Source organism: Staphylococcus sp. EG-SA-17, assembly GCF_017151845.1.
GTDB lineage: Bacteria > Bacillota > Bacilli > Staphylococcales > Staphylococcaceae > Staphylococcus > Staphylococcus aureus.
Genome location: NZ_JACVZO010000010.1, coordinates 1 through 25440, shown reverse-complemented (window position 1 = coordinate 25440; position 25440 = coordinate 1). Strand labels below are relative to the sequence as shown.

Below are 25440 nucleotides of genomic sequence, written 5' to 3'. Positions count from 1 at the left end.
CATTCAAATTCATGAATGGTTTGGAAGAATGATTCATTGTTACGCTATTTAATCACTACATCTTAATTATTGTTGCTCTAAACGATTACGCTTACCATTTAAGAAAGCATAAACGAGACCTACAAAAATACCGCCACCGACAAAGTTACCTAAGAAAGCAAAAACGATATTTTTTAAAACGTGTAACCATGAAACTGCATCAAGGTTGAAGAACACCATACCTGCATATAAACCAGCATTGAATACAACGTGCTCATATCCCATGTATACAAAGACTATAACGCCACAAGCAATGAAGAATGCTTTTGTCAATCCGCCTTTGAATTGCATAGAAATAAAAATACCGATATTAATAAAGAAGTTACAGAAAATACCTTTTGTAAAAATATTCAACCAAGTCGAATCGACTGTTTTTTTCTGAACTAAGGCAGTTAAAGCTTGTGTCATTTCTGGTGTCATAACATGTGCATATTTCATTAAGAAGAATAATACAAAACCACCTAAAATATTTCCAAGGAAACAATATAATAAAATCCACATCATCTTATTAAGAGAAACAACTTTATAATACCAGCCAACTGTAAAATACATAAAATTACTTGTTAATAATTCAGAATTCGTTAGTACAACTAAGACCAATCCTAAGCTGAAAGCAATTGCTCCCATTAAATTAATGAGACCATCAACATGTGTACTTGCGAATTGTGTTTTAATACCAAACATAAAAACAGTAACAATGGACAATAAGAAACCTGCCATCATAGATTTTAGCATGTATCGTCCTGGTGTTTGCTGTACCATCACTTGTTTCATTTGAACAGATGATGATATTGAGTCTACGATTGCTTTAGTTGAATACGTATCTTCAACTGTTTTATTATTTTTTATCACAGCACTTCCCCCATTTACTATTATCAAATAAATTTTACCTATTAATTATATTAGTATTTAGATGTAATTCATAGATTAAAATTCAGAAAATTCTTTTTACCAATTCAAAACTAATATTTACTCATAAAAATAGCGAGATAGATATCGCGACATAAAACAATTGGTATCATTTTAATTGCGCTCATCTCGCTTTATGTAAGTATTACTTATTCTTTTTTAAATTTGAAAAGTAATGTAAACCATATGCAAATATACCGTAGCCTACGACTGTACGCAAAATAAATCTAACAACTTTATTTGGTACACATTTCGAAGTAACAGTAATTGAAGATAAAAGTGTAGTAAAAATATATAATATTAATACTTTAATGTAACGTTGTACCATCGAATCATCCTTCATTCAATTAATAATATTACGTTATTATTATAAACTGAATGGCATATAAAAATTTTTACATATTTTCAACAACTTTATTTCAATAAAGCATCAAGTTGATCTAATGTTTGATTCATCCCTTGCTCAACACCCATGTTTACGACTTGTTGAGCGGCTTCTTTTGTTGGAAATACCGATGTTGATGTAACTGTCGTTTTCGTTGTATTGCTCTTGGAAAATGACAAAGTAATTTTCATGCTTGGCATTTTCGTATCTTTTGCACCTTGAGGTGTCGCAAATGAGTCAATATATTCAATTAAATATGGACGCTTAACCGTTTTATATTCTGCTAATGTATAGCTGGTCATTGTAGGTGTTTTAATCGCATAAAATGCATCACCGCCTGAAACAGCATTAAAGCGAAACACTTTGGTACTAGCGTCTTTTGGATGAAACCATTTTTCAAATAATGCTTTTGTCGTATAGGCATCAAACACCTTTTCAATCGGTGCTTCTATCGTTCTTGAAAAAATAATTTTATTATCTTCAACTTTAATCGTCATCTTCCCACTCCCTATCTTTTATATTTACTCATCTTAACATGCATTGAGTAACATATGTTACCAAATCATTTGTTATAAACTATAGTAATATTAATCATTCCCTCTGTTGAAATTGATAACTACGAAATAAAAAACACACTCTATTCAGCTATTAACAGTTGAGTAGAGTGTGCAAACCTGTTGAATTAATGCGCTAACATTTCTTCTTTGATTTGGTCTTTATTTAATTTTGAAGGATAATATGTTGGCCAGTTATCCATTTCTTTTAATAACGCGTCATTATCATTACCCATAAAGATATGGAAGTGTTCTGCCTTTTTAGGTGCAATGTTGTGATCGCTAAATTGGATGAATTTCGGTAAGTCTTTATCATTACCATCGACCAATTTAAACATAAATCTCACGCCACGGTTACCTTTAGGATATTTCAATGTTTTCTTACCATTGTATTCATATTTACCAGTGTGTTTCTTACCATCTTTAGTAAATGTAATTTCATTTCCTTTTATATCAATGTTAGTAATATCAGTTTTATATCCTTTGTCATAGTAAGCTTTTAAATCTTTAGCAGATTTCTTCGGATCATTTTCAGCTTTATGTTCCATCACTTCATCAAGCGTACCGTCTTTTAAGTAAGGGTAAACAGATTGCCATTCACCAGCATAATCGCTTAATTCACGGTCTTTAACTTGCTCATCTTTAAAATACCCATCAGAAATTGCTTTATCGTGTTTACTTTCAGCTTTGTCGTCTTTCACTTTAACACCACTGTCTAAAGCTTTACCGATATTTTCAATATTCGATTTCATTAATGATTGATACGTAATATTATCTTTTTTCTGTTGTTCTTTATTTAAAGACTCCATGTTGTAGAATTTTAAAGGCTTCGCATCTGTTTCTTTACGAATTGTTTCAGTCACTTTATTCGCAACATTATCTTCGTAAAGAATATATTTAGCATTGCTATCTCTAATTTCTTTAACAATTTTAGTTAATTCTTTTTGTGATGGATCTTCAGCATTCATGTTTTGAATACCTTTTTGAACAAAACCATAACGATCAGCTAAGTATCCAATTGATTCATGTGAAATGAATACTGCATTACCTTGCTTATCTTTTGTAACTTGCTTCATATCGTTATCAATTTTCTTAAGATCGTCGTTTAATTTTTTGTAGTTTTTCTCATAGTCATCTTTATGTTTTAGATCTTTTTTCACTAATTCATCTTTAATTTCTTTAGCGAAAGTTTGGTTAATTTTAGGATCTAACCATACGTGTGGATCATATCCACCATGATGATGATGATGTTCTTCTTTCTCATGATCATGTCCCTCATGTTCATGCTCTTCACCATGCTCGTGTTGATCAGTTAAAAGCTTTGCTTTATCTAATTTATCCTCTAAAGACAGTTTTTTATCTTTATCTTTGATAGTAGATGCAACTTTCTTAGCAACCGGATCTAAATTATCCCCTGTATACATAAACAAGTCTGACTTGCTTGCACTTAATATATCTTTTTGTGTTGGTTCATAGCTATGTAAATCTGTCCCTGCTGGATAGATTGATGATACCTTCACGTGTTTTCCACCAATTTGCTCTGCAAATGATTGCAATGGATAAACTGTCGTTTTAATTGTTACCTTGCCATCTTTATCTTTTCCATCATCATTCCCACATGCGGCTAATGATAAAGTTACGGCTGGTACAAGAAGTAACATACCTAATTTCTTTTTCATAGTCACCCTCCTAAATAGTAATCTTTACGTTTTAAAATTATATACTCATGCTACTTAAAATACAAGCACTGTTTTTATAAATAATATAAAGTCGAATCATACTTTAGGTATTTACCACTTTTCGTTTTATCTAATACATGACTATTGTACAAATATGATACAGAAAACTTTATAGTATTTACGAACGTCATAATATAAGAAAAAAGACAATCTCTATCATATTGCTAATAGAAATTGCCTTTTCATATTGTCCTAAAATAACTTACCCTATTTTTATAGTGTGACTTTTAGATTTAATAATGGTATTTACATGATGCTATTTTTATATGCTTGTCATCTACTGTATAAACCAATCTATGTTCGTGATTGATACGTCTACTATAATACCCAGTCAGATTCGATTTTAACTTTTCAGGCTTACCTATACCTTCCAATGCACCATTTCTGTCAATACTTTTAAGTAACTCATTAATCTTCTTCACCATTTTTTTATCGTTCTGCTGAAAATACTTATAATCTTCAAAGGCTTGAGGCGAAAACGTAATATTTAACCTAGCCATTATACATCTATATCTTTCGTTATAGTTTTCCCACGTTCTAGATCTGCAATTGATTGAGCTAAGTGCTCAGCATTATTTGGGTTCTGTTGGAGGTAAAGTGTTTCCATCATGGAGTTATAATCTGATTCTGACATGATTACTACGTTTTTATCATCAGTAGATGTTACAGTTACCATATCACTATCATCATTTACTTTTGTCATAAGTGCCTTTAAATTCTGTCGAGCGTATGAATAATTTTTAATAATCATATTTATCGCCTCCTTTTAACACACCTCAATTGTACAAATATCTGTACAATAAAACAAGCGACACAAAAAAATTACTAATCAAGATTTTGCACGGGGAAGAATCAATACCTATCCTGTACTGATTCCCTACTAAAAAATGTTTACATGATAATTTCCACCCATTTAGACTTCATACATTAAAAAGACAATCTCTATCATATTGCTAATAGAAATTGCCTTTTCATATTGTCCTAAAAAATTGGTATCACTTACTTATCTCAACAATTAAGACTATTTGATTTTATCTTTTAATAACTTCTCATAACTTTCATAATCATATGGATCTTCAACTTTCTCGCCATTAATAAATGCAGTTGGTGTCGTTTTTATATGATTATCTTTAGCTATTTTTTTATCTTTCTCTGCAGCTTTCCAAGACTTGCTATCTTTTGTCTTGTAATCTTTTATAATTTTATTTTCCGTCTCTTTATCTAAATGCAGTTGTTTAATATGTTTATCTAATAGTTCTTTTGTTAACCATTCTTTATTTTCATCTTGCTGGGCAGCAAATAATTGCTTTTGAAAATCTAAAAATGATTTAGGTGCATACATCAATACTGCATGACTCGCACGCGAACCAACAATTGAGTCTTTACCTAAGAAAGCTAAATTGACAAATTGGTATTCCACTTTGTGATTATCTATATAATTTTTACGCAACTTTGGCATGACTTTTTCATCTAATTCTTTACAATAAGGACATTTATAGTCGCCATATATGACAACTAATGGTTTGCCGTTTTTCGAAGATGTCGTTGCTGATTCTTTTTTACCGCAAGCTGTTAAAATTAACATGCTCACTATAAATAATGTTAGTAATTTTTTAGTCATAATAACTCCTGTTCATATCTAGTTCGTCATATTTTCTTCATGATAATCCGCATCATGTTGTTGATAATATCGTCTCGAATCAAAATCTTGCTTATATGATACACGTTTATCACTAAAATCATATGCATAATAATGCACTTCATCATCATTACTCAAAGGTTTATAAGCTAAAATGATAATTTTATCCTTATCATAGACATAAATATTAGCATCTTTGCGTTCAAAATGATCAACACGATCACCGTTGCCTTTTTTGGCAAGTTGTTCTTGTTTTTGATTTTGAATTTTAACTGCTTCATCTATTTCTTTCACATATTTATCATTACCACATCCTGATATAAAGACTAGTAATAATAATACCGTCGCCACAAATCGCTTCAATGCTCCCACTCCTACTATCAACTTCCAACTAACTTTCAATATAATTAATACTATACACCGTCAAACATCAATGCGCTACAACTACTACCAATGCATTTAATATAAATATCCAAAGAAATAACAGTTATGTATAGTCAAAGAAAAATATATTTCATTTTCTATGTGTATTTACAATCAGTTTTTGATAAAATAAAAAAATAGCATTATAAATAAATTCAAAAATTACAGTTCAATTCAGAGAGGGATGGGATAAAATGAACTTTGTAACATTGACTTCGGATGAGTTCAATGCGTTTACAACAAAGCATTTTTCACATTACACACAATCAGCTATTCATTACAATCATAGAGTTGATTTAAAAGGCGATGTGCATCTTGTAGGGGTTAAAGATGACAATGGTCAAGTGATTGCAGGATGCTTATTGACAGAAGCACGCACACTTAAATTTTTCAAATATTTTTATACACATCGCGGGCCAGTGATGGATTATACAAATCAATCATTAGTAGCATTTTTCTTTAAAGCATTAACGTCATATTTAAAGAAACAAAATTGTTTATATGTCCTTGTAGATCCATATTTAATTGAAAATTTACGCAATGCAGACGGTGAAATTGTTAAGTCTTATGATAACCGAGCATTTGTTAGAACAATGGATAAATTAGGTTATAAACACCAAGGTTTCCCTGTAGGTTATGATTCAATGAGCCAAATCCGTTGGCTGTCAGTGTTAGATTTAAAAGATAAGACTGAAGACCAACTTTTAAAAGAAATGGATTATCAAACGAGACGTAATATTAAAAAAACATATGATATTGGTGTCAAAACTAAAACGTTAACGATTGATGAAACGCAAACCTTTTTCGACTTATTCCATATGGCTGAGGAAAAGCACGGTTTCAAATTCCGTGAGTTACCATACTTTGAAGAAATGCAAAAACTATATGGTGATCACGCCATGTTAAAGTTAGCTTATATCGATTTAAATGATTATTTGAAAACATTACAATTGAAACAACAGCAATTAGCTGCTGAGCTCTCAGGTGTTGAAGAGGCATTGGAAGAAAGTCCGAATTCAAAGAAAAATAAAACGAAACGAACACAGTTAGAACAACAGTTAAGCAGTAATAAGCGAAAAATTGATAATACAATAGAACAAATTGAACAAGATGGTGCAGTGTTGAACTTAGCTTCTGCTTTGTTTATCTACAATGAGCATGAAGTTTATTACTTATCTAGTGGTTCAAACCCTAAATATAATGCTTATATGGGTGCCTACCATTTGCAGTGGGAAATGATTAAGTTTGCTAAAGCGCATCATATTGATCGCTATAATTTCTATGGTATTACCGGTGACTTTTCAGAGTCATCAGAAGATTATGGCGTACAACAATTCAAAAAAGGATTTAACGCACACGTCGAAGAATATATTGGTGATTTTATTAAACCAATCAAACCTATGCTTTACAAATTACAAACATACTTAAAACATAAACGCCGTTAACAGTTTATGCTGTAACATCAAAAACCACGAATCTTGCTAGTGGCATCTTCGCCGTAATCAAACAAGATTCGTGGTTCTATTTGTTTATTCTTCATTAATAACATTTAAAAAACGTTTTAGTTCTTCAGTTTTTGGATTGTTAAAAATCTCTTCAGGTGCCCCTTGTTCTCCAATTACACCTTCATGAATGAATACAATGTTATTAGATACTTCTCTAGCAAAACGCATTTCATGTGTCACAATGACCATTGTCATGCCCTCATTCGCTAAATCTTTAATCACCTTTAACACATCATTCACAAGTTCAGGATCAAGTGCAGATGTTGGTTCATCAAACAACATCACTTTAGGATTCATAGCTAATGCTCTCGCAATGGCAACACGTTGCTGTTGACCACCTGATAATGCATGTGGTCGTTGATCTTTGACATGTGTCAAACCAACTTTCTCAAGTAATTCTAGAGATTTCTCACGAGCTTCAGCCTTTTTCAACTTTTTAACTGTAATAAGACCTTCCATTACATTTTCTAATGCCGTCTTATGCGGAAAAAGATTATAGCTTTGAAATACCATACCAGATTGTTTACGAACTTCTATTTGTGATTTTTTATCTTTAGATGTATATGTTTTGCCGTTAACAAATACTGTACCTTCAGTTGGAATTTCTAACGCATTAATCATTCGTAACAACGTTGTTTTACCTGACCCAGATCGGCCAATTAAGGTTACAACCTCACCTTTGTCAACAGATAAATCAATACCTTTGATGACTTCAACATCATTAAATGATTTATGGATATTGTTCAATTGAATCATGAGCGATACCCTCTTTCAATATAAGATTCGTAGATACCTTGGATTATTGAAATAATAAAGCATACCACCCAGTACATTAGCGCAACTAACACATAAATTGTTAAATATTCATATGTTGTAGACGCAACTTCTTGAGCTTTTCTAAACATTTCAGCCACTAAAATAAATCCTAGTAATGATGTATCTTTGATTAAACTTAAAAATGTATTACCTAGTGCAGGTATAGATACTCGAATTGCCTGCGGTAAAATGATGCGCTGTATCGTTTGACGATATGTCATACCGATAGAATATGCAGCTTCTGTTTGTCCTTTTGGTATAGAAATAATACCGCCACGAATAATTTCTGAAGCATATGCACCTACATTTAATGACAAACCAATAATGGCAGCGACCACAGGCGCCAATGTCCATTGATTATCTGCATCATTAGTTAATAATCTACCTAATTCTGGAATACCATAAAAGATGATAAATAATTGTACTATCATAGGTGTCCCACGAATAATAGATACATAGACACGTGCAATACTTCTTAAAACTTTACTCGTTGAAATGCGCATCAATGCTGTAAATAATGCAATGATTAACCCTAATACAAATGTTACGAGGGTAATCGGAATTGAATATTTCACCAGACCTTCGAGCATAGGCCCAAAAGCTTGTTTTGCGGCATCAAGTGCATGTAGTTGTTCACTATTTAGATTTAGAAACATCTTGACCAAACCATTTCTTACCTATTTTAGCTAATTCACCGTTTTCCTCGATTTTTTTCAAGCCATCATTGAATTTTTGAACTGTTTCGTCATCCACTTTTTTAGAAAATGCAAATGCAGATTTACTTTGTTCAGCGTTACCTTTGATTGCCTTGATCTTAGCATTAGGTTTTTGTTTTTTATAATCTAAGTATGACAGACTGTCATTAAATGTACCATCAACACGCTTAGACAATAATAAATCCATTGATTGGTTAAAGCCATCAACTTTTGTAATATCAGCACCTTTATCCTTAGCTAATTTACCATAATTAGATGTGAATGTTTGTGCTAACTTCTTACCTTTAACATCATCAAAATCTTTAATATCTTTTTCATTTTCACGAATAACTAAAACAGCACTTGAGAATGTGTAAGGTTTAGAAAATTTATATTTCTTTTCTCTATCAGGATTAATACCCACTTGGTTCGCGATTACATCAAAACGCCCTGCGTCTAAACCTGCAAACATAGAATCCCAAGAAGTTTCATTAAATTTAAGTTTTAAACCTTCTTCTTTAGCTACTGCTTTAATAACATCAATATCGTAACCAGTTAATTTACCATCTTTATCATGGAAACTAAATGGTGCATAAGTCCCCTCAGTACCAACATTAATTGTCTTGCTATCTTTACTAGCTTCCTTGTCTTTAGACGAATTGTTCCCACATGCAGCTAATATGAAAACGAAAGCTATCACCACAAATAAAAGTCTTTTCATAGAATATATCTCCTTATTCTTATTATTCTAATCGGAATAAAAATATTTTAATCTGAAATGCCGGATAAGTCAATATGTTGAACTTTTGCTAAAAAGCTTTATATAGCTAGCAACTTATATTTATTGATGTGAATCAACTTCTTTTTTCTTTCCTTGTAACATAAATGAACAAAAGAAACTAATCACTGTAATCAATAGTGCAAATAAAAATCCAGCGTGATAACCATGTAACATCGTATCAACTTTAATTTGATTCATCATCTCAATTTTGTTCATGCCATTATAGTCTGACATAGTTGGAGAAAAGTTTTTGCTTGCATGAGATAAAATAGTAATTAATGCAGCTGTTCCGATAGAACCAGCAATTTGTTGTACTGTGTTTGTCATAGATGAACCGTGTGCGTTCATTTCAGGTTTTAATTGATTCATTGTATGCGTCATAACAGGAATTAAACCTAAGGCGATACCAACCATTCGAATCGCATAAACCGTTGCCAACATAATTGTCGATGTCTGTTCATCCATTACAACAAAGTAACCAGTGGTAATAATAACGATTGCCATACCGACTAAAGCTAATTTTCTTGGACCGAACTTTTCATATAAGGCACCTGAAGTCATCGACATAAATGCCATAACAATTGCTCCTGGTAATAAAGTTAACCCAGAATCTAAAGCTGAACGATGCAATAAATTTTGCACAAAAATTGGTAAAATCGTTTCCGAACCAATCATTGATACCATTGTGACACCCATAATAATGATACCAACTGTAAATTGTTTATTTTTAAATACTGCAAAATTTAATAATGGTGTTGATAGCCGATATTGACGTAATACAAATAATGCGACTAAAACAACGCCTCCAATCATCGAAACTAATACGATAGGATTATCAAAACCTTTTTCCGAAATTGAACTCGTTCCATACAATAACCCGCCGAAACCTAGTACAGAAAAAATGACAGAAATAAAATCAATAGGTACTTTAATTGTAGTTCCAACATTTTTTATCGTTTTAAATCCAATTAAAAATGTCACAGCTGCAATTGGAGCGACAACATGGAAAAGCGATCTCCAGTTAAAATATTCAACAAGGTAACCTGAAAGAGTAGGTCCAATAGCTGGTGCTAAACCAATAACGAGGCCAAATATGCCCATATATTTACCACGCTCATGCGGTTGAAAAATATCTAAAATCGTTGTCATCATTAAAGGCATCATAATTCCAGCACCTAACGCCTGAATAATTCTAGCAACTAATAATGTTGCAAAGTGTGGACTCAAACCGCCGAGTAATGTACCTAAGAAAAAGATAGAAATACCCACTAAAAACACTTGTCTTGTTGTATAACGTTGTATAACAAGCGCGGACAAAGGAATAACAATCCCATTAGTCAATAAAAAAGCTGTTGTCAGCCATTGAACTTGTGTATATGAAATTTCAAAATCTTTCATAATACTTGGTAAAGCCGTCACTAATAGTGTTTCATTTAATAATCCAAAAAATCCACCCATCAGCATAGTAATAATCATCGTTAATTTTTGTTTCTTCGACATTTAAAGCTTCCCCCTCACCATCTAAAAAACGACACACATTTTTAGATATCCGGTAATTATACCCATTTTCAAAAAAATTAGCACGACTTTATTACAATTTCTTTAAAACGTAATCATTACTATTTACATATGAGTAGTTATCGGTCATAATATATTTACAAGGAGGGATAGAGATGAAATTAGATTTACAGACTGCTCGTCGTAATTTAAATAGCCCTAACATTAAAACAAGAAAGCGTGCTTTAAAGATTATTAAGCAACACAAAAGAGCGAAATAATTGTTTTAATTTGACTATATTGTATGTCTAACTATATTTTCGAGTATCCCTAGCTCGTTAATATAAACTCTATACTTAACTATTTCCTTACATTACTTCACATATTTAAGAGCTGCATATACACTCACTCCTTGTGTACATGCAGCTCTTTTTTTATAAGTAGTATTTATCTATAACTTCTAAATCATCGGTTAATTCATAAACAAGCGGTGCACCTGTTTTAATTTCATAATTAATGATATCTTCATCTGACACATCTTCAAGATATTTAATCAATGCTCGAATTGAATTTCCGTGTGCAGAAACTAATACCGTTTGACCATCTAGCAAATATTGTGAAATATGATCTGTCCAAAATGGTATCACTCGAACTAAAGTATCTTTCAGACTTTCAGAATAAGGCATCATACGTTTATCTAAATGATTATATCGACGATCAGCTAAGTAAGCTTCACGTTGTTCTTCGGTTTCAGCAGGCGGTTTCACATCATAAGAACGACGCCAAATATGTACTTGTTCTTCTCCAAATTCTTTTCTAGCATCATCTTTATTTAAGCCTTGCAATCCACCATAGTGGCGTTCATTTAAACGCCAGCTTTTATATACAGGAATCCATTGTTGTTTAGATTCAGTTAAAATATAATGCGTTGTATCTAAAGCACGTGTTAATAACGATGTAAAAGCTACATCGATGGCAATGTTATTTTCTCTTACTTTTTCACCTGCTCTAGTCGCTTCATTAATACCTTGTTCAGATAAATTAACATCTTCCCATCCAGTAAATAAGTTTTTAGCATTCCACTCGCTTTGTCCATGACGACATAAAATTAATTTTGGCATAACTTATAACCTCTTTCCTTTAATCTTTAGGACGTTATTTCAGGGATATTTTAAGATGATTTAATCTTAGCAATTTTCTTTTCAATATGTTTTAAAATTCAATGATTAAATCAATTATCACTAAACATTAAATACATAAATCCTATTCCCCATTTTCATTTTTTAATTCATAAATGAATCAATAACCACCTAATAACAAATCATATTATACACCTTTGTTCGCCATTTTTCTAAGGTTTAAAAAATATTTTTAGGTGCACCTAAAAATAAATGTAATAAAAACGCCTCCTCAGATATTTATATATCTATGAAGACGTTTAAATACATTATAGATGGTCTGGTTCTGGGTGAACGTATACTGAGGAAATACCTTTTTTGTGCAAATGATGTTCGACATTGTCACAAATTTGATGCGCTGCTACTAAGGAAAGGTTAGCATCTACAACAATTGTGACATCAATAAACACACTACTTCCATGGTAACGCCCTTTAATACTTTTAACTTCTTGTACTTCATCAACTTCTAAAATATCATTGCGATACGCTTCTAATTCAGTTTCATTGAAACCATCACTCAACATAAAAATTGCTTCTTTAAAAATACCAAAACCAGTATAAACGATTAGTAAGCCTAGCAATGTTGCTAAAATAATATCGACAATTGGGAAACCGATTTGCGTAAAAATTAATCCTATCGCCGTTCCAATGCTGACTAAACTATCTGATAAATTATCTTTGGCGGCAGAATTTAAAGAACTACTTTTCGTTCTTTTCGCTAGTCTTTGATTGACTGCAAATACAATCAACATTACAAGACCACTGATTAAGCTGACGATAATTGTTATTGCGTTAGGTACAACGTCATCTTCTTTGAACAAACGAGGTGCATTTTGAATAACTACTTGGATACCTACAAACATAATGACAAATGACACCAATAATGAAGAAATATTTTCAGACTTCAAATGGCCATAAGGATGATTTCGATCGGCAGGTTTAATTGAAATTTTCAATCCAATAATAACAGCTAAAGAAACGATAATATCTGTCATATTGTTTAATGCGTCGGCTCTTACAGCTGCAGAGTTAAAGACAAAACCTGTGACATACTTAACAATAGATAAGATTATATATACAATCAAACTCAAATAAGCACCGCGTTGCGCCAATTTAAGATTTTCATTATGAGACATGCGTTGAACCACCTTGAATTAGTATAGTAACAATATTATGAATGATTTATTTTAATTTTACAACGTTTTTAATTTTTATAAATTTTTATAAAATAAAACTAATTTATTCATTCGCAACCCCTAAAAATATTTTTTAGCCTTTCTGCGAATTTTATGAGCTAGAAAGGCTTATGCATTAGTAGCGAAGCTATCTAATGCGTTCCTTTATTTTCTGCGAATTTTATGAGCTAGAAAGGCTTATGCAGTTGACGTTTTACGTCCAACTGCGTTCCTTCGTCTTCTTCAAATTTATTTGTTAGAAAGGCGCCCAACTCTCCCTGTTTGTGAACTTTCGCCTCGAAAGTTGCTATGTTGGGACCCTATGCATTAGTTGCGAAGCTATCTAATGTCGTGACCTAATTATATAGAAGAAAAAGTGCATCAGTGACAAATCAAATGAGATTTCTACTCTACCAAACTCTCTTCGAAACACAATTTTCTCCTCTATTTATTAGCAAACTATTGCATTTCTCCATATAGTACTTCCTTACTTAAAATACGCTGAATGTTCTGAATTAAACGCTTTTTTACATAGTTAACACTAGTTAATCTATTAGTTAACATTAGTTAATAATTAGTTAATTTCCATTTGTATTCTCATGTGATAAATTCTAAAAGCATACAATAAATTTAATATGTAAAAAGAAAGGGAATACACATGAAAAATAAATATATCTCGAAGTTGCTAGTTGGGGCAGCAACAATTACTTTAGCTACAATGATTTCAAATGGGGAAGCAAAAGCGAGTGAAAACACGCAACAAACTTCAACTAAGCACCAAACAACTCAAAACAACTACGTAACAGATCAACAAAAAGCTTTTTATCAAGTATTACACCTAAAAGGTATCACAGAAGAACAACGTAACCAATACATCAAAACATTACGCGAACACCCAGAACGTGCACAAGAAGTATTCTCTGAATCACTTAAAGACAGCAAGAACCCAGACCGACGTGTTGCACAACAAAACGCTTTTTACAATGTTCTTAAAAATGATAACTTAACTGAACAAGAAAAAAATAATTACATTGCACAAATTAAAGAAAACCCTGATAGAAGCCAACAAGTTTGGGTAGAATCAGTACAATCTTCTAAAGCTAAAGAACGTCAAAATATTGAAAATGCGGATAAAGCAATTAAAGATTTCCAAGATAACAAAGCACCACACGATAAATCAGCAGCATATGAAGCTAACTCAAAATTACCTAAAGATTTACGTGATAAAAATAACCGCTTTGTAGAAAAAGTTTCAATTGAAAAAGCGATCGTTCGTCATGATGAGCGTGTGAAATCAGCAAACGATGCCATTACTAAATTACAAAAAAATGATTCAATTGAAAACAGACGTTTAGCACAACGTGAAGTTAATAAAGCACCTATGGATGTACAAAAGCACTTACAGAAACAATTAGACGCATTAGTAGCTCAAAAAGATGCTGAAAAGAAAGTGGCGCCAAAAGTTGAGGCTCCTCAAATTCAATCACCACAAATTGAAAAACCTAAAGCAGAATCACCAAAAGTTGAAGTCCCTCAAATTCAATCGCCAAAAGTTGAGGTTCCTCAATCTAAATTATTAGGTTACTACCAATCATTAAAAGATTCATTTAACTATGGTTACAAGTATTTAACAGATACTTATAAAAGCTATAAAGAAAAATATGATACAGCAAAGTACTACACTGATAAATATTTTAAATATAAAGGTACAATAGATAAAACTGTACTATCAGTTTTTGGTAATGGATACAAATCATACATCCAACCATTAAAAGTTGAAGATCAAAAAAATTATGTATCTAAATCATATGCACAAGTAAGAAACTATGTAACTGAAACTTTAAACACAGGTAAAGTATTATATGCATTTTATCAAAATCCAAAAGTAGTTAAAGCTGCTATAACTACAGCTGAAACAGCAACATCAATCAAAAATATCTTCTCTAGTTTTACATCATTTTTTAAATAATTTTCGTAATAAACCGTGATTAAAAAGAACCGTTGATTCTCAATCGAATCTACGGTTCTTTTTTCATTTTCCATCAATTAAATGTTTCTTCGCTACTTGTCAGCCCACTTTTTTACCTGCAACTTGTTAAATAATCCTTACATCGTTAACGAATAGTTCATCATTTAGTTGAATCAGCTCAACTTTATTAACTTCAAATTTTCACAAACTATTGCGCAATTCATTCCCCTTCCACTTCAAGCACCTTAATTAAACATTAATTCAATAGAATAAGACTTGCAAAACATAGTTATGTCGCTATATAAACGCCTGCGACCAATAAATCTTCTAAACATAACATAATGCAAAAACATCATTTAACAATGCTAAAAATGTCTCTTCAATACATGTTGATAGTAATTAACTTTTAACGAACAGTTAATTCGAAAACGCTTACAAATAGATTATTATATATATGAACTTAAAATTAAATAGAAAGAAAGTGATTTCTATGATTAAAAATAAAATATTAACAGCAACTTTAGCAGTTGGTTTAATCGCCCCTTTAGCTAATCCATTTATAGAAATTTCTAAAGCAGAAAATAAGATAGAAGATATCGGGCAAGGTGCAGAAATCATCAAAAGAACACAAGACATTACTAGCAAACGATTAGCTATAACTCAAAACATTCAATTTGATTTTGTAAAAGATAAAAAATATAACAAAGATGCCCTAGTTGTTAAGATGCAAGGCTTCATCAGCTCTAGAACAACATATTCAGACTTAAAAAATATCCATATATTAAAAGAATGATATGGCCATTTCAATATAATATCAGTTTGAAAACGAAAGACTCTAATGTTGATTTAATCAATTATCTTCCTAAAAATAAAATTGATTCAGCAGATGTTAGTCAAAAATTAGGCTATAATATCGGCGGAAACTTCCAATCAGCGCCATCAATCGGAGGCAGTGGCTCATTCAACTACTCTAAAACAATTAGTTATAATCAAAAAAACTATGTTACTGAAGTAGAAAGTCAGAACTCTAAAGGTGTTAAATGGGGAGTGAAAGCAAATTCATTCGTTACACCGAATGGTCAAGTATCTGCATATGATCAATACTTATTTGCCCAAGACCCAACTGGTCCAGCAGCAAGAGACTATTTCGTCCCAGATAATCAACTACCTCCTTTAATTCAAAGTGGCTTTAATCCATCATTTATTACAACATTGTCACACGAAAAAGGTAAAGGTGATAAAAGCGAGTTTGAAATCACTTACGGCAGAAACATGGATGCTACATATGCTTACGTGACAAGACATCGTTTAGCCGTTGATAGAAAACATGATGCTTTTAAAAACCGAAACGTTACAGTTAAATATGAAGTGAACTGGAAAACACATGAAGTAAAAATTAAAAGCATCACACCTAAGTAAACAGTTCAATCATTTTAAAAAATCCTGGGACACTTCATACTTGTCTCAGGATTTTTTAACATATTGAATCAGCCTCATAACATTAAATTATTTTATCGTACATTAAATTTAATAATAACAACTGATTTTTATAAGAACAAAGTATCGCACCATAGTAGATACACAAATAATACAAATGAAGCAATTTAAGTTGAAAGCTTAAATTAATATTCTCAAGTTAATAAACAATTAACTTTTAGATGGATTCATCAAAAATCGTAAAAAAGCACAATTTGTATTTTACAAACATTAATTAAAAATGAAAGCAAAACATTCGTGCAATCGGTTACCTTAAATTGTTTACAACTGTCAACAATACCAAGGTTTTATTAACTATATTTCTCACAAAATTAGCTTTTAGCATTCCAAACAAAAAAGGTTAAATCGAACGGAATTATGACATTTTTAAAGCCATTGTAAAAAAAGTTGATAATGGTCAATTGTTAATGAACAGTTAATTATAATAACGTTCAAAATATATTATTATTTAATTAAGTTAAATAAAATTATAGAAAGAAAGTGAAACTTATGCTTAAAAATAAAATATTAGCTACAACTATATCTGTAAGCTTACTTGCCCCTCTTGCCAATCCGTTATTAGAAAATGCTAAAGCTGCCAATGATACTGAAGACATCGGTAAAGGAAACGATGTAGAAATTATCAAAAGGACAGAAGATAAAACAAGTAATAAATGGGGAGTGACTCAAAATATCCAATTCGACTTTGTGAAGGATAAAAAATATAACAAAGATGCTTTGATCCTAAAGATGCAAGGATTCATTAGCTCTCGAACAACATATTATAACTATAAAAATACAAATCATATTAAATCTATGCGTTGGCCCTTCCAATATAATATTGGGTTAAAAACAAATGATCCAAATGTTTCTTTAATCAATTATTTACCGAAAAATAAAATTGAATCTACAAATGTGAGCCAGACATTAGGATACAATATCGGCGGTAATTTCCAATCAGCCCCATCACTCGGTGGTAATGGATCCTTTAACTACTCTAAATCGATTAGCTATACACAACAAAATTATGTCAGTGAAGTGGAACAACAAAACTCAAAAAGTGTTTTATGGGGTGTCAAAGCGAATTCATTCGTCACTGCATCAGGTCAAAAGTCAGCATTTGATAGTGATTTATTCGTAGGATACAAACCAAATAGCAAAGATCCAAGAGATTATTTTGTTCCAGACAGCGAATTACCACCTCTTGTGCAAAGTGGATTTAACCCTTCATTTATCGCAACAGTATCTCATGAAAAAGGTTCAGGCGACACGAGCGAATTTGAAATCACTTATGGAAGAAATATGGATGTCACTCATGCCATTAAAAGATCAACACATTATGGCAACAGTTATTTAGATGGTCACAGAGTCCATAATGCATTTAAAAATAGAAACTACACTGTGAAATATGAAGTCAATTGGAAGACACACGAAATCAAAGTGAAAGGACAGAATTGATATGAACATGAATAAATTAGTCAAATCATCCGTTGCTACATCTATGGCATTATTATTACTTTCTGGTACTGCTAATGCTGAAGGCAAAATCACACCAGTTAGCGTCAAAAAAGTAGATGATAAAGTTACTTTATACAAAACTACAGCTACAGCAGATTCAGATAAATTCAAAATTTCACAGATTTTAACATTTAATTTCATCAAAGATAAAAGTTATGATAAAGATACTTTAGTACTTAAAGCTGCAGGTAATATTAACTCAGGTTATGAAAGACCAAACCCTAAAGACTATGACTTTTCAAAAATATATTGGGGTGCAAAATACAATGTGTCTATCAGTTCACAATCTAATGATTCGGTTAATGTAGTAGACTATGCACCTAAAAATCAAAATGAAGAATTTCAAGTGCAAAACACTTTAGGATACACATTTGGTGGTGACATCAGTATCTCTAATGGTTTATCTGGTGGACTTAACGGAAACACTGCTTTTTCTGAAACAATTAACTACAAACAAGAAAGTTACAGAACAACTTTAAGTCGCAACACAAATTATAAAAATGTCGGTTGGGGTGTAGAAGCACATAAAATTATGAATAATGGTTGGGGCCCCTATGGCCGAGATAGCTTCCATCCAACATATGGCAATGAAATCTTCTTAGCTGGTAGACAAAGCAGTTCATATGCAGGCCAAAACTTCATAGCGCAACACCAAATGCCATTATTATCTAGAAGTAACTTCAATCCAGAATTTTTAAGCGTACTATCACACAGACAAGATGGCGCTAAAAAATCTAAAATTACAGTAACTTATCAACGTGAAATGGATTTATACCAAATTCGTTGGAATGGGTTCTACTGGGCAGGCGCAAATTATAAAAACTTTAAAACTAGAACATTTAAATCAACATATGAAATTGATTGGGAAAATCACAAAGTGAAATTGTTAGGTACAAAAGAAACTGAAAACAATAAATAGCTAGTAAAACACGGTCGCCAACAATAATTGTGACGACCGTGTTTTGATTTATTATCTTAGTAAGACTGCCATTCTTTTTCTCAATGTGAGATATAAAGGAATAGCTACAATTAAAGTGAATATTACGCCTGGAATCGCGTTTAATAACACTACCCACACAGGTAAATTTAAAATAATAGATAATAGTAGCCTAGATACCAAACTGCCTAATACACTTGCTAAAACTAATGATAGTACATTTATTTTCAATAAATAAACAACTGCAATAGCTATAACTCTAAATATAATAGAGATAATCACATTAATTGGATTAAATACACCAAATACTAGTAATAATAGGCTAGATAATAATCCACCTAAAAAGTACTTTTTAATTCCAAAGAAAGCTAATATCAATAATGCTGCCGGTGCAGATAATTGAAAATCTAAACCTGGTATAATGGATGGTATTTTCAAAACTGCCAAAATGGTTAAAATCGCAGCAATGACACTAATTTGAGTAATATCTTTTGATGTCATACTAAAACCCCTATACCGTTTCATAAACAACTTGCTTCGGTGTGCTTTCTAAAAATGATATGTAATGATTTAAATCAATACGATCGTCCACAAATATTATTCTGCCTCCATATCTCGTATTAACTGGTTTAATATCAAATAATCGATGGTAACCAATTTTAGCAGAGGCAAAATAACCTGTCGTATACGTTAAGTCATCGGACACACAAAGTTCTCCTTTGACATATGGATGCGCATTGATACAACTAGCAATTGCTAAGGCATCAGTCACTCTTTCATTAAGATCACCTTTATTATTTATATCTTCAAACGAAAAATGCGTTGCCCTAATCCCTCTTTGTCCAAATGAATCTAAACGTTTACCAGATATAGCAGATAGAATAATAGCTCCTGTATAAACCGTTTCATTTTTAATATATGTCATCCCTTGATTTAGCGCTTGTTCAGTGACACCACATTCTTGTGTTAAATGTTGGAGATTTGCTTTATCATCCTCAGTAATTTGTAATGCTTTTATTTGTTGAATCGGTTCCATGATTTTTTGTATTTTTATATTGAGAAAATCCGGTTGCCCATTTTCATGAAAAAAACCTTTATTATAAAACCTTCGTACCGTCTGTTCTATTTTGTCAAACTCACAAATCGTTTCAGCACCACTAATATGAACATCTTGATTGCTAGAACGCATTTTTATACTATACATGACGATCACCTCAATCTTCTTGATGCAAAATTTCAAACAACCTATCTACATCTTGTTCAGTATGAAAATACGACAATGATATTCTTAACATTGGCTTAGTCACAGTTGGATACCTTAAATAACTTGTAAACACATGATGCTTTAATAATGTTTGATGAATGTTCTTAGCCGCTTCTATGTCATCAAACTCAATAAACTTAATCGGCGAGTTTGAACTATTATAATTAACATTGAGTGTTTTTAACTTTTGGTTAAAATATTTAATCAAACTATTTAATTTAGTGCGTCTATCATCAGCATTTATTAACTTTTCAATATTTCTTTTTATAAAATACAAATTATAAATTGGCAAACTACTTGAGTAGATGAGTGGTCTACCGTGATTAATTAACATATCCTTCACATCATTTGAACTTAAAATCACACCCCCGTATGCACCACATGCTTTAGATAAACTAGAAGTGAGTATATCTATGCCTTGATAATTCGAGTAATTCTCTATTCCAAAACTATGTGAAACATCGAGTATCAGTGTTGCGTTATATTTATGCTTTAATGAGACTAATTGACCAATGTCCACAACGTCGCCATTCGTTGAAAATACACTATCAGATATGATTATTTTTTGTATATTTTGATTAGGGTATTCCGCTAACCTTTTTTCTAAATCAGCAATATCTAGATGCTTATATATCACTTTTTCTAAACCACTTAACTTAATACCGTCAATAATACTCGCATGATTTTCTTGATCTGAAAACACGACACAATTTGTATTTTTGAAAATATTAAATAACGCCAAATTAGCATCATAACCACTATTTAAGATAGTACATGCATTATATCCGAGCCAACCTGCTAACATTGTTTCAATCTCTTCATAAGCTGTCGAACTTCCACTAATTAATCTTGAACTTGATAAGTGATAACTATACTTCCGCATAAATCTTTCGAAATCATCCTTATCAAACGCTATTTGTCCTAATCCTAAATAATCATTAGATGTATAGTTCGTACATCGCTTATTTTCTACTTCAATATACTGTCTATCTATATACCCTACCGATTTAAGCGACCGATATAACCCTTTCTGTTGTAATAAATCAATTTGCTCTTGAAACATCATTCTTGTTTTCCTTATTTTCACAAGTGTCATAATCAATTTCAAAGCCCAAATCATTAATCATATCGTAGTCTAATTGGTTCGGTTGCCCACCAGTAATTAGATAATCACCGACAAATATTGAATTCGCCGCTTTTAATGCTAATGGCTGTAACGAACGTAAGTTGACCTCTCTTCCTCCAGCAATACGAATTTCTTTCGTAGGATTGATTAATCGGAATAATGCTACGATTCTTAAACATTTCATTGGTGTTAAATCATCCATGCTACCGAACTTTGTACCTTTAATTGGATGTAAAAAATTAATCGGAATACTGTCGGCATCCATTTCTTTCAAAGCAAATGCCATATCAACAATATCTTGATTAGATTCTCCCATACCACAAATCACGCCAGAACATGGTGATATATTATTCGCTTTCATTAGTTCTATCGTATCTGTTCTATCTTTATAACTATGCGTTGTCACGACGTTATCATGGTAATTTTCACTTGTATTAATATTGTGGTTATATCTGTCTACACCAGCAGACTTAAGTTTCTTAGCTTGTTCGTCATTCGTTAATCCTAAACATGCACATATTTTTAGTTGCGGGTGTTGAGATTTAATCGTTCTTACAGTGTTACTAATATGATCAACTTCTTTATCGCTCGGCCCTCTACCACTCATAACAATACAATATGTTCCAATATGATTATCATGTGCTACCTTTGCTCCATCGATAATTTGTTCCTCTGGAATTAAAGCATATCGCTGTTTTTGTTTAATATCTCGTGATTGTCCACAGTACCCACAATTCTCAGGACATATACCACTTTTAGCATTTAAAATCATATTTAATTTTACTTTTTTACCGAAATAATGTTTTCTTAAAATGTACGCCTCATTTAATAAATCTAAGGTATCAATATTAGTATCCTCATAAATTTTCAATACAGTCTCTTTTGTTAATTGTTCCCCTTGTAATATGCGTTTAGCCAAATTCATATTAACACTTCCTATCTAAAATGTTATGTACTGCCTTTTTAAAAATACGTACCATCGTTTTCACTTCTTTATTTGACATACTTAACACTGGCACAAACGTAATGACATTTTCTAAATTTCTAATCATTAGCCCATTTTCTTTACAATTACGTACAATACGTTCAACTTTTTCAATTTCTAACGGCGTTTTACTATCTTTATCTGTAACCAATTCAACTCCAAACATTAAGCCTCGTCCTCTTACATCACCAACATTTCGATGACGCTTCAGCGCATGTAACTGTTTCTCAAGTGTTGATGATGTCGTTTCAATATGTGACAATAACTTACGTTTTTCATAAAGTCTTATATTTTCTAATGCAACCGTACAAACGATTTGATTTCCGGTGTATGTATGACCATGGAAAAAGGTATTCACACCATGCGAATCACTTAAAAATGCATTGTATATTTTTTGAGATGTCAATGTAACTGCAAGTGGTAAGTAGCCACCTGTAATCGCCTTACCTAAACACATAATATCCGGTTGAACATCTTCATGATTACATGCAAACATCTTTCCAGTTCTCCCAAAACCAACAGCTACCTCATCACAAATTAATAAGACATCGTATTTTTTGCACAATTTCTCGACTTCTTTCAAAAAGCCTTTAGGATGAACAAACAAGCCTGTCGCACCTTGAATCAACGGTTCCAATATAAACCCTGCGATTTCATCATTTCTTTCAATTAGAATTTGCTCTATATTCGTTAAAATAGCTGTCATCATTTCATTTTCAGTATCGTAATTACTGCGATAGAAAGATGGGCTTTCTACTTGAATATTCTCAAATATTAAGTCTTTAAATATTTTATGAAAGGTCTTGATACCACCAACACTTACCGCACCAATCGTATCCCCATGATAACCGTAATTTAGCGTTATAAACTTGTTTTTCTTGGCATATTTTTCTCTATCAATATTTTTCCAATACTGATATGCCATCTTTATTGCGATTTCAACAGACGCACTGCCTGTATCAGAATAAAATACTTTTCTTAGATTACTTGGCGTGATTTCGATTAATTTTTCCGCAAGTTCTATTGACGGAATATTTGATGATCCTAGCAGCGTAGAATGGGCAATTTTATTGAGTTGCTTTTTAATTACCTTATTTAAGTATTTATTATTATGACCATGCACATTGACCCACAACGATGCATAACCATCTAAATATTTATTGCCATTCGTATCGTAAAGGTAGCTACCCTTTCCTTTTTCAATGATGATTGCTTCTTCTTTGCTATATACACCCATTTGTGTAAATGGATGCCAAACATATTCTGAGTCTTTTTGTTTAAGTTGTTGTGTGTAATTCATTTTTAACTCCTATTAATTGTTTTAAAAATGCTTCTGAGAAATTTTCATACGTGGCATGTTCTTCAAATGTATAGACTGTTTTATTTGTTAATTTTCCAATCGTCATTTGATTGTCTTTTTCAATATAGCTGTCTGTATAGCGATTCATTATTAAAAAATTACTCGCTGATACATTCTGATTAACATAATCTTGGTGAACAATGGCATCGCTAATAGCACCTAATTTTGATGGCAACACACTGATGACACAATCTGCACAATCATTGATTAGATCTTTAGTCATGTAGAAATCATCTGTACCTTCATATATTGGTACGGCAATTCCCCCAGCCCCCTCAATTAAGATAAAATCAAATTCCTTATCTAAAACTTTTACCTTATCTAATACACGCTGCTTATTTAGAAAAATTTGATCTGCCATTTTAAATGCAAGGTGTGGTGATACAGGTTGCTTAAAAGTATAAAGTGACGTTATGTCATAGCTTAAATCACATTCATTTTTAAATACTTCTAAATCTGGAAATGTCCCGTCTTGGCGTTCCTCAGTTTGAAATGGTTTAAAAACACAAACACGATGACCACGTGTTTTCAAAGCATGGTATAAATGCTTTGTAACATAGGTTTTGCCTACATCAGTATTCGTACTTGTAATAAAAATCCTCATAAAAAATAAGCACCTCAATCCGAATGTAAACTTTTATAATTAATAAGTTTACATTTAAGGCGCATGTTTTTCAAGAAAACATGAATTTAAACTTCTCAGTATAACTATAAATTTTGGCAAAATTTTGACCTTGCTATTGAAATGACTAAGGCTTCTTACGGAATTCGGGCAGATATAAACAGCGATTCGATAAAATATGTCAGTTAAAATTAATAATTGCATTATTTCTTAATAAAAAGACATCCTAGCTTTACCATGTTGTGAAACAATCCATTAATTGTAATATTACGTTGAGCGCCTTGTTCATCAATGATATAATTAGTTACATAATAAATTGAACATCTAAATACACCAAATCCCCTCACTATTGCCCTAGTGAGGGGATTTATACTCCGGTAAATAACCGAAGGTATTTTGAATCATTGTTAAAAATGGAATTAAAGTTCTAGTATCTGTCGGGTTTTGAAATAGGTCATAGGATAAAACAAATTGAGAATTTGTCGCTATTTGTAAATTGTATCCTGGCTTAAGTTGGCCGTTTTTCATATGGTCTTCCTTCATTCTCATAAAAGTTGCATCATGATCAGTTTTAGAAAAGCTATTTCTATCTTTAAGAATCGATTTTTGTTCTTCATATTTACTTTTTCTTTCGGAATAATCATCAAATTTCTTTTTGAACTTCTTAATCTCAGTTCTTTTTTTACGGGTCTGTTTTCTAATTTGAGCACAATCTTCGTTTTCAATAGAATGATTTAAATCTTCGATTTCTTTATCTAAATGACTACCAATTAAATCTATTTCTTCTATTGTTAAATCGCTATCTCCATCTTCTTTTATCTCTGGTATTATTTTTTCTTCAACTAAGT

At 31.7% G+C, this 25440-nt stretch carries 28 protein-coding genes and 3 pseudogenes; 6 read left to right on the top strand and 25 right to left on the bottom strand.

All coding sequences use genetic code 11. The features are described 5' to 3' along the window. Positions 1-66: 66 nt before the first annotated feature. The 10 genes and pseudogenes from IDG65_RS06570 to IDG65_RS06530 form a co-directional block, all read right to left on the bottom strand. The gene (locus IDG65_RS06570) at positions 67-891 is read right to left on the bottom strand and encodes a formate/nitrite transporter family protein (RefSeq protein ID WP_000594640.1); all 825 of its coding nucleotides are present in this window, start codon (positions 889-891) and stop codon (positions 67-69) included. A gap of 202 nt (positions 892-1093) precedes the next feature. Further along, positions 1094-1276, bottom strand: coding sequence for a hypothetical protein (locus IDG65_RS06565; protein WP_000250735.1), 183 nt, complete (start codon positions 1274-1276; stop codon positions 1094-1096). A gap of 86 nt (positions 1277-1362) precedes the next feature. After that, positions 1363-1830 carry an SRPBCC family protein gene (locus IDG65_RS06560; RefSeq protein WP_000153345.1) on the bottom strand — a complete coding sequence of 156 codons (468 nt, stop codon included), beginning with the start codon at positions 1828-1830 and terminating at the stop codon, positions 1363-1365. Between the two features lie 185 nt (positions 1831-2015). Then, positions 2016-3566, bottom strand: a complete 1551-nt coding sequence (gene adcA, locus IDG65_RS06555) for a zinc ABC transporter substrate-binding lipoprotein AdcA (RefSeq protein ID WP_000727760.1) — start codon at positions 3564-3566, stop codon at positions 2016-2018. Positions 3567-3753: 187 nt separating this feature from the next. Beyond that, positions 3754-3825 (bottom strand): hypothetical protein, encoded by a 72-nt coding sequence (locus IDG65_RS14805; RefSeq protein WP_223200558.1) that lies wholly within the window; start codon positions 3823-3825, stop codon positions 3754-3756. Positions 3826-3859: 34 nt separating this feature from the next. Beyond that, entirely contained in the window at positions 3860-4126 is a 267-nt protein-coding gene (locus IDG65_RS06550; RefSeq protein WP_000113261.1) for a Txe/YoeB family addiction module toxin, read from the bottom strand. After that, a complete protein-coding gene (locus IDG65_RS06545; RefSeq protein ID WP_000584499.1) occupies positions 4126-4377 on the bottom strand; it encodes a type II toxin-antitoxin system Phd/YefM family antitoxin in 252 nt (83 codons plus the stop codon). Before IDG65_RS06545 ends, IDG65_RS06550 begins: the two co-directional genes overlap by 1 nt. Before the next feature lie 162 nt (positions 4378-4539). Further along, positions 4540-4629: pseudogene (locus IDG65_RS06540) on the bottom strand (hypothetical protein); the annotation flags it as partial. Between the two features lie 18 nt (positions 4630-4647). Then, a complete protein-coding gene (locus IDG65_RS06535; protein ID WP_000162810.1) occupies positions 4648-5247 on the bottom strand; it encodes a DsbA family protein in 600 nt (199 codons plus the stop codon). Positions 5248-5265: 18 nt separating this feature from the next. Continuing rightward, entirely contained in the window at positions 5266-5628 is a 363-nt protein-coding gene (locus tag IDG65_RS06530) for a DUF4467 domain-containing protein (RefSeq protein WP_000819843.1), read from the bottom strand. Positions 5629-5882: 254 nt separating this feature from the next. On the opposite strand from IDG65_RS06530, the gene fmhA reads away from it, so the two are divergent. Next, positions 5883-7133, top strand: a complete 1251-nt coding sequence (gene fmhA, locus IDG65_RS06525) for a FemA/FemB family glycyltransferase FmhA (RefSeq protein WP_001012231.1) — start codon at positions 5883-5885, stop codon at positions 7131-7133. Positions 7134-7217: 84 nt separating this feature from the next. Here the strand turns inward: fmhA and IDG65_RS06520 are convergent, their stop codons facing one another. From IDG65_RS06520 to mdeA, 4 genes are all read right to left on the bottom strand, one after another. Then, entirely contained in the window at positions 7218-7949 is a 732-nt protein-coding gene (locus tag IDG65_RS06520; protein ID WP_000615455.1) for an amino acid ABC transporter ATP-binding protein, read from the bottom strand. Next, a complete protein-coding gene (locus IDG65_RS06515) occupies positions 7946-8665 on the bottom strand; it encodes an amino acid ABC transporter permease (protein WP_000479573.1) in 720 nt (239 codons plus the stop codon). The genes IDG65_RS06520 and IDG65_RS06515 overlap by 4 nt, the downstream gene beginning before the upstream one ends. Continuing rightward, entirely contained in the window at positions 8646-9425 is a 780-nt protein-coding gene (locus IDG65_RS06510) for a transporter substrate-binding domain-containing protein (protein ID WP_000825938.1), read from the bottom strand. Before IDG65_RS06510 ends, IDG65_RS06515 begins: the two co-directional genes overlap by 20 nt. Positions 9426-9545: 120 nt before the next feature. Next, positions 9546-10985 carry a multidrug efflux MFS transporter MdeA gene (gene mdeA, locus IDG65_RS06505; RefSeq protein WP_000038949.1) on the bottom strand — a complete coding sequence of 480 codons (1440 nt, stop codon included), beginning with the start codon at positions 10983-10985 and terminating at the stop codon, positions 9546-9548. A 173-nt stretch (positions 10986-11158) separates the two neighbouring features. Between mdeA and IDG65_RS06500 the strand changes: the two genes are divergently transcribed. Continuing rightward, the gene (locus tag IDG65_RS06500; RefSeq protein ID WP_000762708.1) at positions 11159-11263 is read left to right on the top strand and encodes a putative metal homeostasis protein; all 105 of its coding nucleotides are present in this window, start codon (positions 11159-11161) and stop codon (positions 11261-11263) included. 153 nt (positions 11264-11416) lie between these two features. Here the strand turns inward: IDG65_RS06500 and IDG65_RS06495 are convergent, their stop codons facing one another. From IDG65_RS06495 to IDG65_RS06485, 3 genes are all read right to left on the bottom strand, one after another. Beyond that, the gene (locus tag IDG65_RS06495) at positions 11417-12103 is read right to left on the bottom strand and encodes a 2,3-diphosphoglycerate-dependent phosphoglycerate mutase (protein ID WP_001125208.1); all 687 of its coding nucleotides are present in this window, start codon (positions 12101-12103) and stop codon (positions 11417-11419) included. 326 nt (positions 12104-12429) lie between these two features. Next, positions 12430-13296 carry a cation diffusion facilitator family transporter gene (locus IDG65_RS06490; RefSeq protein ID WP_000019126.1) on the bottom strand — a complete coding sequence of 289 codons (867 nt, stop codon included), beginning with the start codon at positions 13294-13296 and terminating at the stop codon, positions 12430-12432. A 498-nt stretch (positions 13297-13794) separates the two neighbouring features. Beyond that, on the bottom strand, positions 13795-13899 hold the full coding sequence (locus tag IDG65_RS06485; protein ID WP_001789935.1) for a hypothetical protein: 105 nt from the start codon (positions 13897-13899) through the stop codon (positions 13795-13797). Between the two features lie 94 nt (positions 13900-13993). Here IDG65_RS06485 and sbi point away from each other — a divergent pair, with 94 nt between their 5' ends. The 4 genes and pseudogenes from sbi to hlgB all read left to right on the top strand — a co-directional run bounded on the left by sbi (position 13994) and on the right by hlgB (position 19217). Continuing rightward, positions 13994-15304, top strand: a complete 1311-nt coding sequence (gene sbi, locus IDG65_RS06480) for an immunoglobulin-binding protein Sbi (RefSeq protein ID WP_000792575.1) — start codon at positions 13994-13996, stop codon at positions 15302-15304. A 490-nt stretch (positions 15305-15794) separates the two neighbouring features. Beyond that, a pseudogene (gene hlgA / locus IDG65_RS06475) lies at positions 15795-16723 on the top strand (bi-component gamma-hemolysin HlgAB subunit A). 567 nt (positions 16724-17290) lie between these two features. After that, positions 17291-18238: a bi-component gamma-hemolysin HlgCB subunit C gene (gene hlgC / locus IDG65_RS06470; RefSeq protein ID WP_000916694.1), complete on the top strand. Its 948-nt coding sequence runs from the start codon at positions 17291-17293 to the stop codon at positions 18236-18238. A gap of 1 nt (position 18239) precedes the next feature. Beyond that, entirely contained in the window at positions 18240-19217 is a 978-nt protein-coding gene (gene hlgB, locus IDG65_RS06465; protein ID WP_001056916.1) for a bi-component gamma-hemolysin HlgAB/HlgCB subunit B, read from the top strand. Between the two features lie 51 nt (positions 19218-19268). Here the strand turns inward: hlgB and IDG65_RS06460 are convergent, their stop codons facing one another. The 8 genes and pseudogenes from IDG65_RS06460 to IDG65_RS06425 form a co-directional block, all read right to left on the bottom strand. Next, the gene (locus IDG65_RS06460) at positions 19269-19736 is read right to left on the bottom strand and encodes a QueT transporter family protein (protein ID WP_000200948.1); all 468 of its coding nucleotides are present in this window, start codon (positions 19734-19736) and stop codon (positions 19269-19271) included. 10 nt (positions 19737-19746) lie between these two features. Next, a complete protein-coding gene (locus IDG65_RS06455) occupies positions 19747-20439 on the bottom strand; it encodes a 6-carboxyhexanoate--CoA ligase (RefSeq protein ID WP_000286887.1) in 693 nt (230 codons plus the stop codon). Positions 20440-20449: 10 nt separating this feature from the next. Next, on the bottom strand, positions 20450-21565 hold the full coding sequence (locus IDG65_RS06450; RefSeq protein WP_000971538.1) for an aminotransferase class I/II-fold pyridoxal phosphate-dependent enzyme: 1116 nt from the start codon (positions 21563-21565) through the stop codon (positions 20450-20452). After that, positions 21543-22550: a biotin synthase BioB gene (gene bioB, locus IDG65_RS06445; protein ID WP_001046645.1), complete on the bottom strand. Its 1008-nt coding sequence runs from the start codon at positions 22548-22550 to the stop codon at positions 21543-21545. Before bioB ends, IDG65_RS06450 begins: the two co-directional genes overlap by 23 nt. Position 22551: 1 nt before the next feature. Beyond that, on the bottom strand, positions 22552-23910 hold the full coding sequence (gene bioA, locus IDG65_RS06440) for an adenosylmethionine--8-amino-7-oxononanoate transaminase (protein ID WP_001110077.1): 1359 nt from the start codon (positions 23908-23910) through the stop codon (positions 22552-22554). After that, a complete protein-coding gene (gene bioD, locus IDG65_RS06435) occupies positions 23888-24574 on the bottom strand; it encodes a dethiobiotin synthase (protein ID WP_001217920.1) in 687 nt (228 codons plus the stop codon). The genes bioA and bioD overlap by 23 nt, the downstream gene beginning before the upstream one ends. Before the next feature lie 54 nt (positions 24575-24628). Next, positions 24629-24796, bottom strand: a complete 168-nt coding sequence (locus IDG65_RS06430; RefSeq protein WP_001789205.1) for a hypothetical protein — start codon at positions 24794-24796, stop codon at positions 24629-24631. A gap of 165 nt (positions 24797-24961) precedes the next feature. Further along, positions 24962-25440, bottom strand: a pseudogene (locus tag IDG65_RS06425) (transposase); the annotation flags it as partial.

Coding starts and splice junctions, on each gene's coding strand:
- IDG65_RS06565 (WP_000250735.1), bottom strand. CDS start 1,276: ATGGTACAACGTTACATTAAAGTATTAATATTATATATTTTTACTACA.
- IDG65_RS06560 (WP_000153345.1), bottom strand. CDS start 1,830: ATGACGATTAAAGTTGAAGATAATAAAATTATTTTTTCAAGAACGATA.
- adcA (WP_000727760.1), bottom strand. CDS start 3,566: ATGAAAAAGAAATTAGGTATGTTACTTCTTGTACCAGCCGTAACTTTA.
- IDG65_RS06550 (WP_000113261.1), bottom strand. CDS start 4,126: ATGGCTAGGTTAAATATTACGTTTTCGCCTCAAGCCTTTGAAGATTAT.
- IDG65_RS06545 (WP_000584499.1), bottom strand. CDS start 4,377: ATGATTATTAAAAATTATTCATACGCTCGACAGAATTTAAAGGCACTT.
- IDG65_RS06535 (WP_000162810.1), bottom strand. CDS start 5,247: ATGACTAAAAAATTACTAACATTATTTATAGTGAGCATGTTAATTTTA.
- fmhA (WP_001012231.1), top strand. CDS start 5,883: ATGAACTTTGTAACATTGACTTCGGATGAGTTCAATGCGTTTACAACA.
- IDG65_RS06520 (WP_000615455.1), bottom strand. CDS start 7,949: ATGATTCAATTGAACAATATCCATAAATCATTTAATGATGTTGAAGTC.
- IDG65_RS06515 (WP_000479573.1), bottom strand. CDS start 8,665: ATGTTTCTAAATCTAAATAGTGAACAACTACATGCACTTGATGCCGCA.
- IDG65_RS06510 (WP_000825938.1), bottom strand. CDS start 9,425: ATGAAAAGACTTTTATTTGTGGTGATAGCTTTCGTTTTCATATTAGCT.
- mdeA (WP_000038949.1), bottom strand. CDS start 10,985: ATGTCGAAGAAACAAAAATTAACGATGATTATTACTATGCTGATGGGT.
- IDG65_RS06500 (WP_000762708.1), top strand. CDS start 11,159: ATGAAATTAGATTTACAGACTGCTCGTCGTAATTTAAATAGCCCTAAC.
- IDG65_RS06495 (WP_001125208.1), bottom strand. CDS start 12,103: ATGCCAAAATTAATTTTATGTCGTCATGGACAAAGCGAGTGGAATGCT.
- IDG65_RS06490 (WP_000019126.1), bottom strand. CDS start 13,296: ATGTCTCATAATGAAAATCTTAAATTGGCGCAACGCGGTGCTTATTTG.
- IDG65_RS06485 (WP_001789935.1), bottom strand. CDS start 13,899: ATGTTAACTAATAGATTAACTAGTGTTAACTATGTAAAAAAGCGTTTA.
- sbi (WP_000792575.1), top strand. CDS start 13,994: ATGAAAAATAAATATATCTCGAAGTTGCTAGTTGGGGCAGCAACAATT.
- hlgC (WP_000916694.1), top strand. CDS start 17,291: ATGCTTAAAAATAAAATATTAGCTACAACTATATCTGTAAGCTTACTT.
- hlgB (WP_001056916.1), top strand. CDS start 18,240: ATGAACATGAATAAATTAGTCAAATCATCCGTTGCTACATCTATGGCA.
- IDG65_RS06460 (WP_000200948.1), bottom strand. CDS start 19,736: ATGACATCAAAAGATATTACTCAAATTAGTGTCATTGCTGCGATTTTA.
- IDG65_RS06455 (WP_000286887.1), bottom strand. CDS start 20,439: ATGTATAGTATAAAAATGCGTTCTAGCAATCAAGATGTTCATATTAGT.
- IDG65_RS06450 (WP_000971538.1), bottom strand. CDS start 21,565: ATGATGTTTCAAGAGCAAATTGATTTATTACAACAGAAAGGGTTATAT.
- bioB (WP_001046645.1), bottom strand. CDS start 22,550: ATGAATTTGGCTAAACGCATATTACAAGGGGAACAATTAACAAAAGAG.
- bioA (WP_001110077.1), bottom strand. CDS start 23,910: ATGAATTACACACAACAACTTAAACAAAAAGACTCAGAATATGTTTGG.
- bioD (WP_001217920.1), bottom strand. CDS start 24,574: ATGAGGATTTTTATTACAAGTACGAATACTGATGTAGGCAAAACCTAT.
- IDG65_RS06430 (WP_001789205.1), bottom strand. CDS start 24,796: ATGCAATTATTAATTTTAACTGACATATTTTATCGAATCGCTGTTTAT.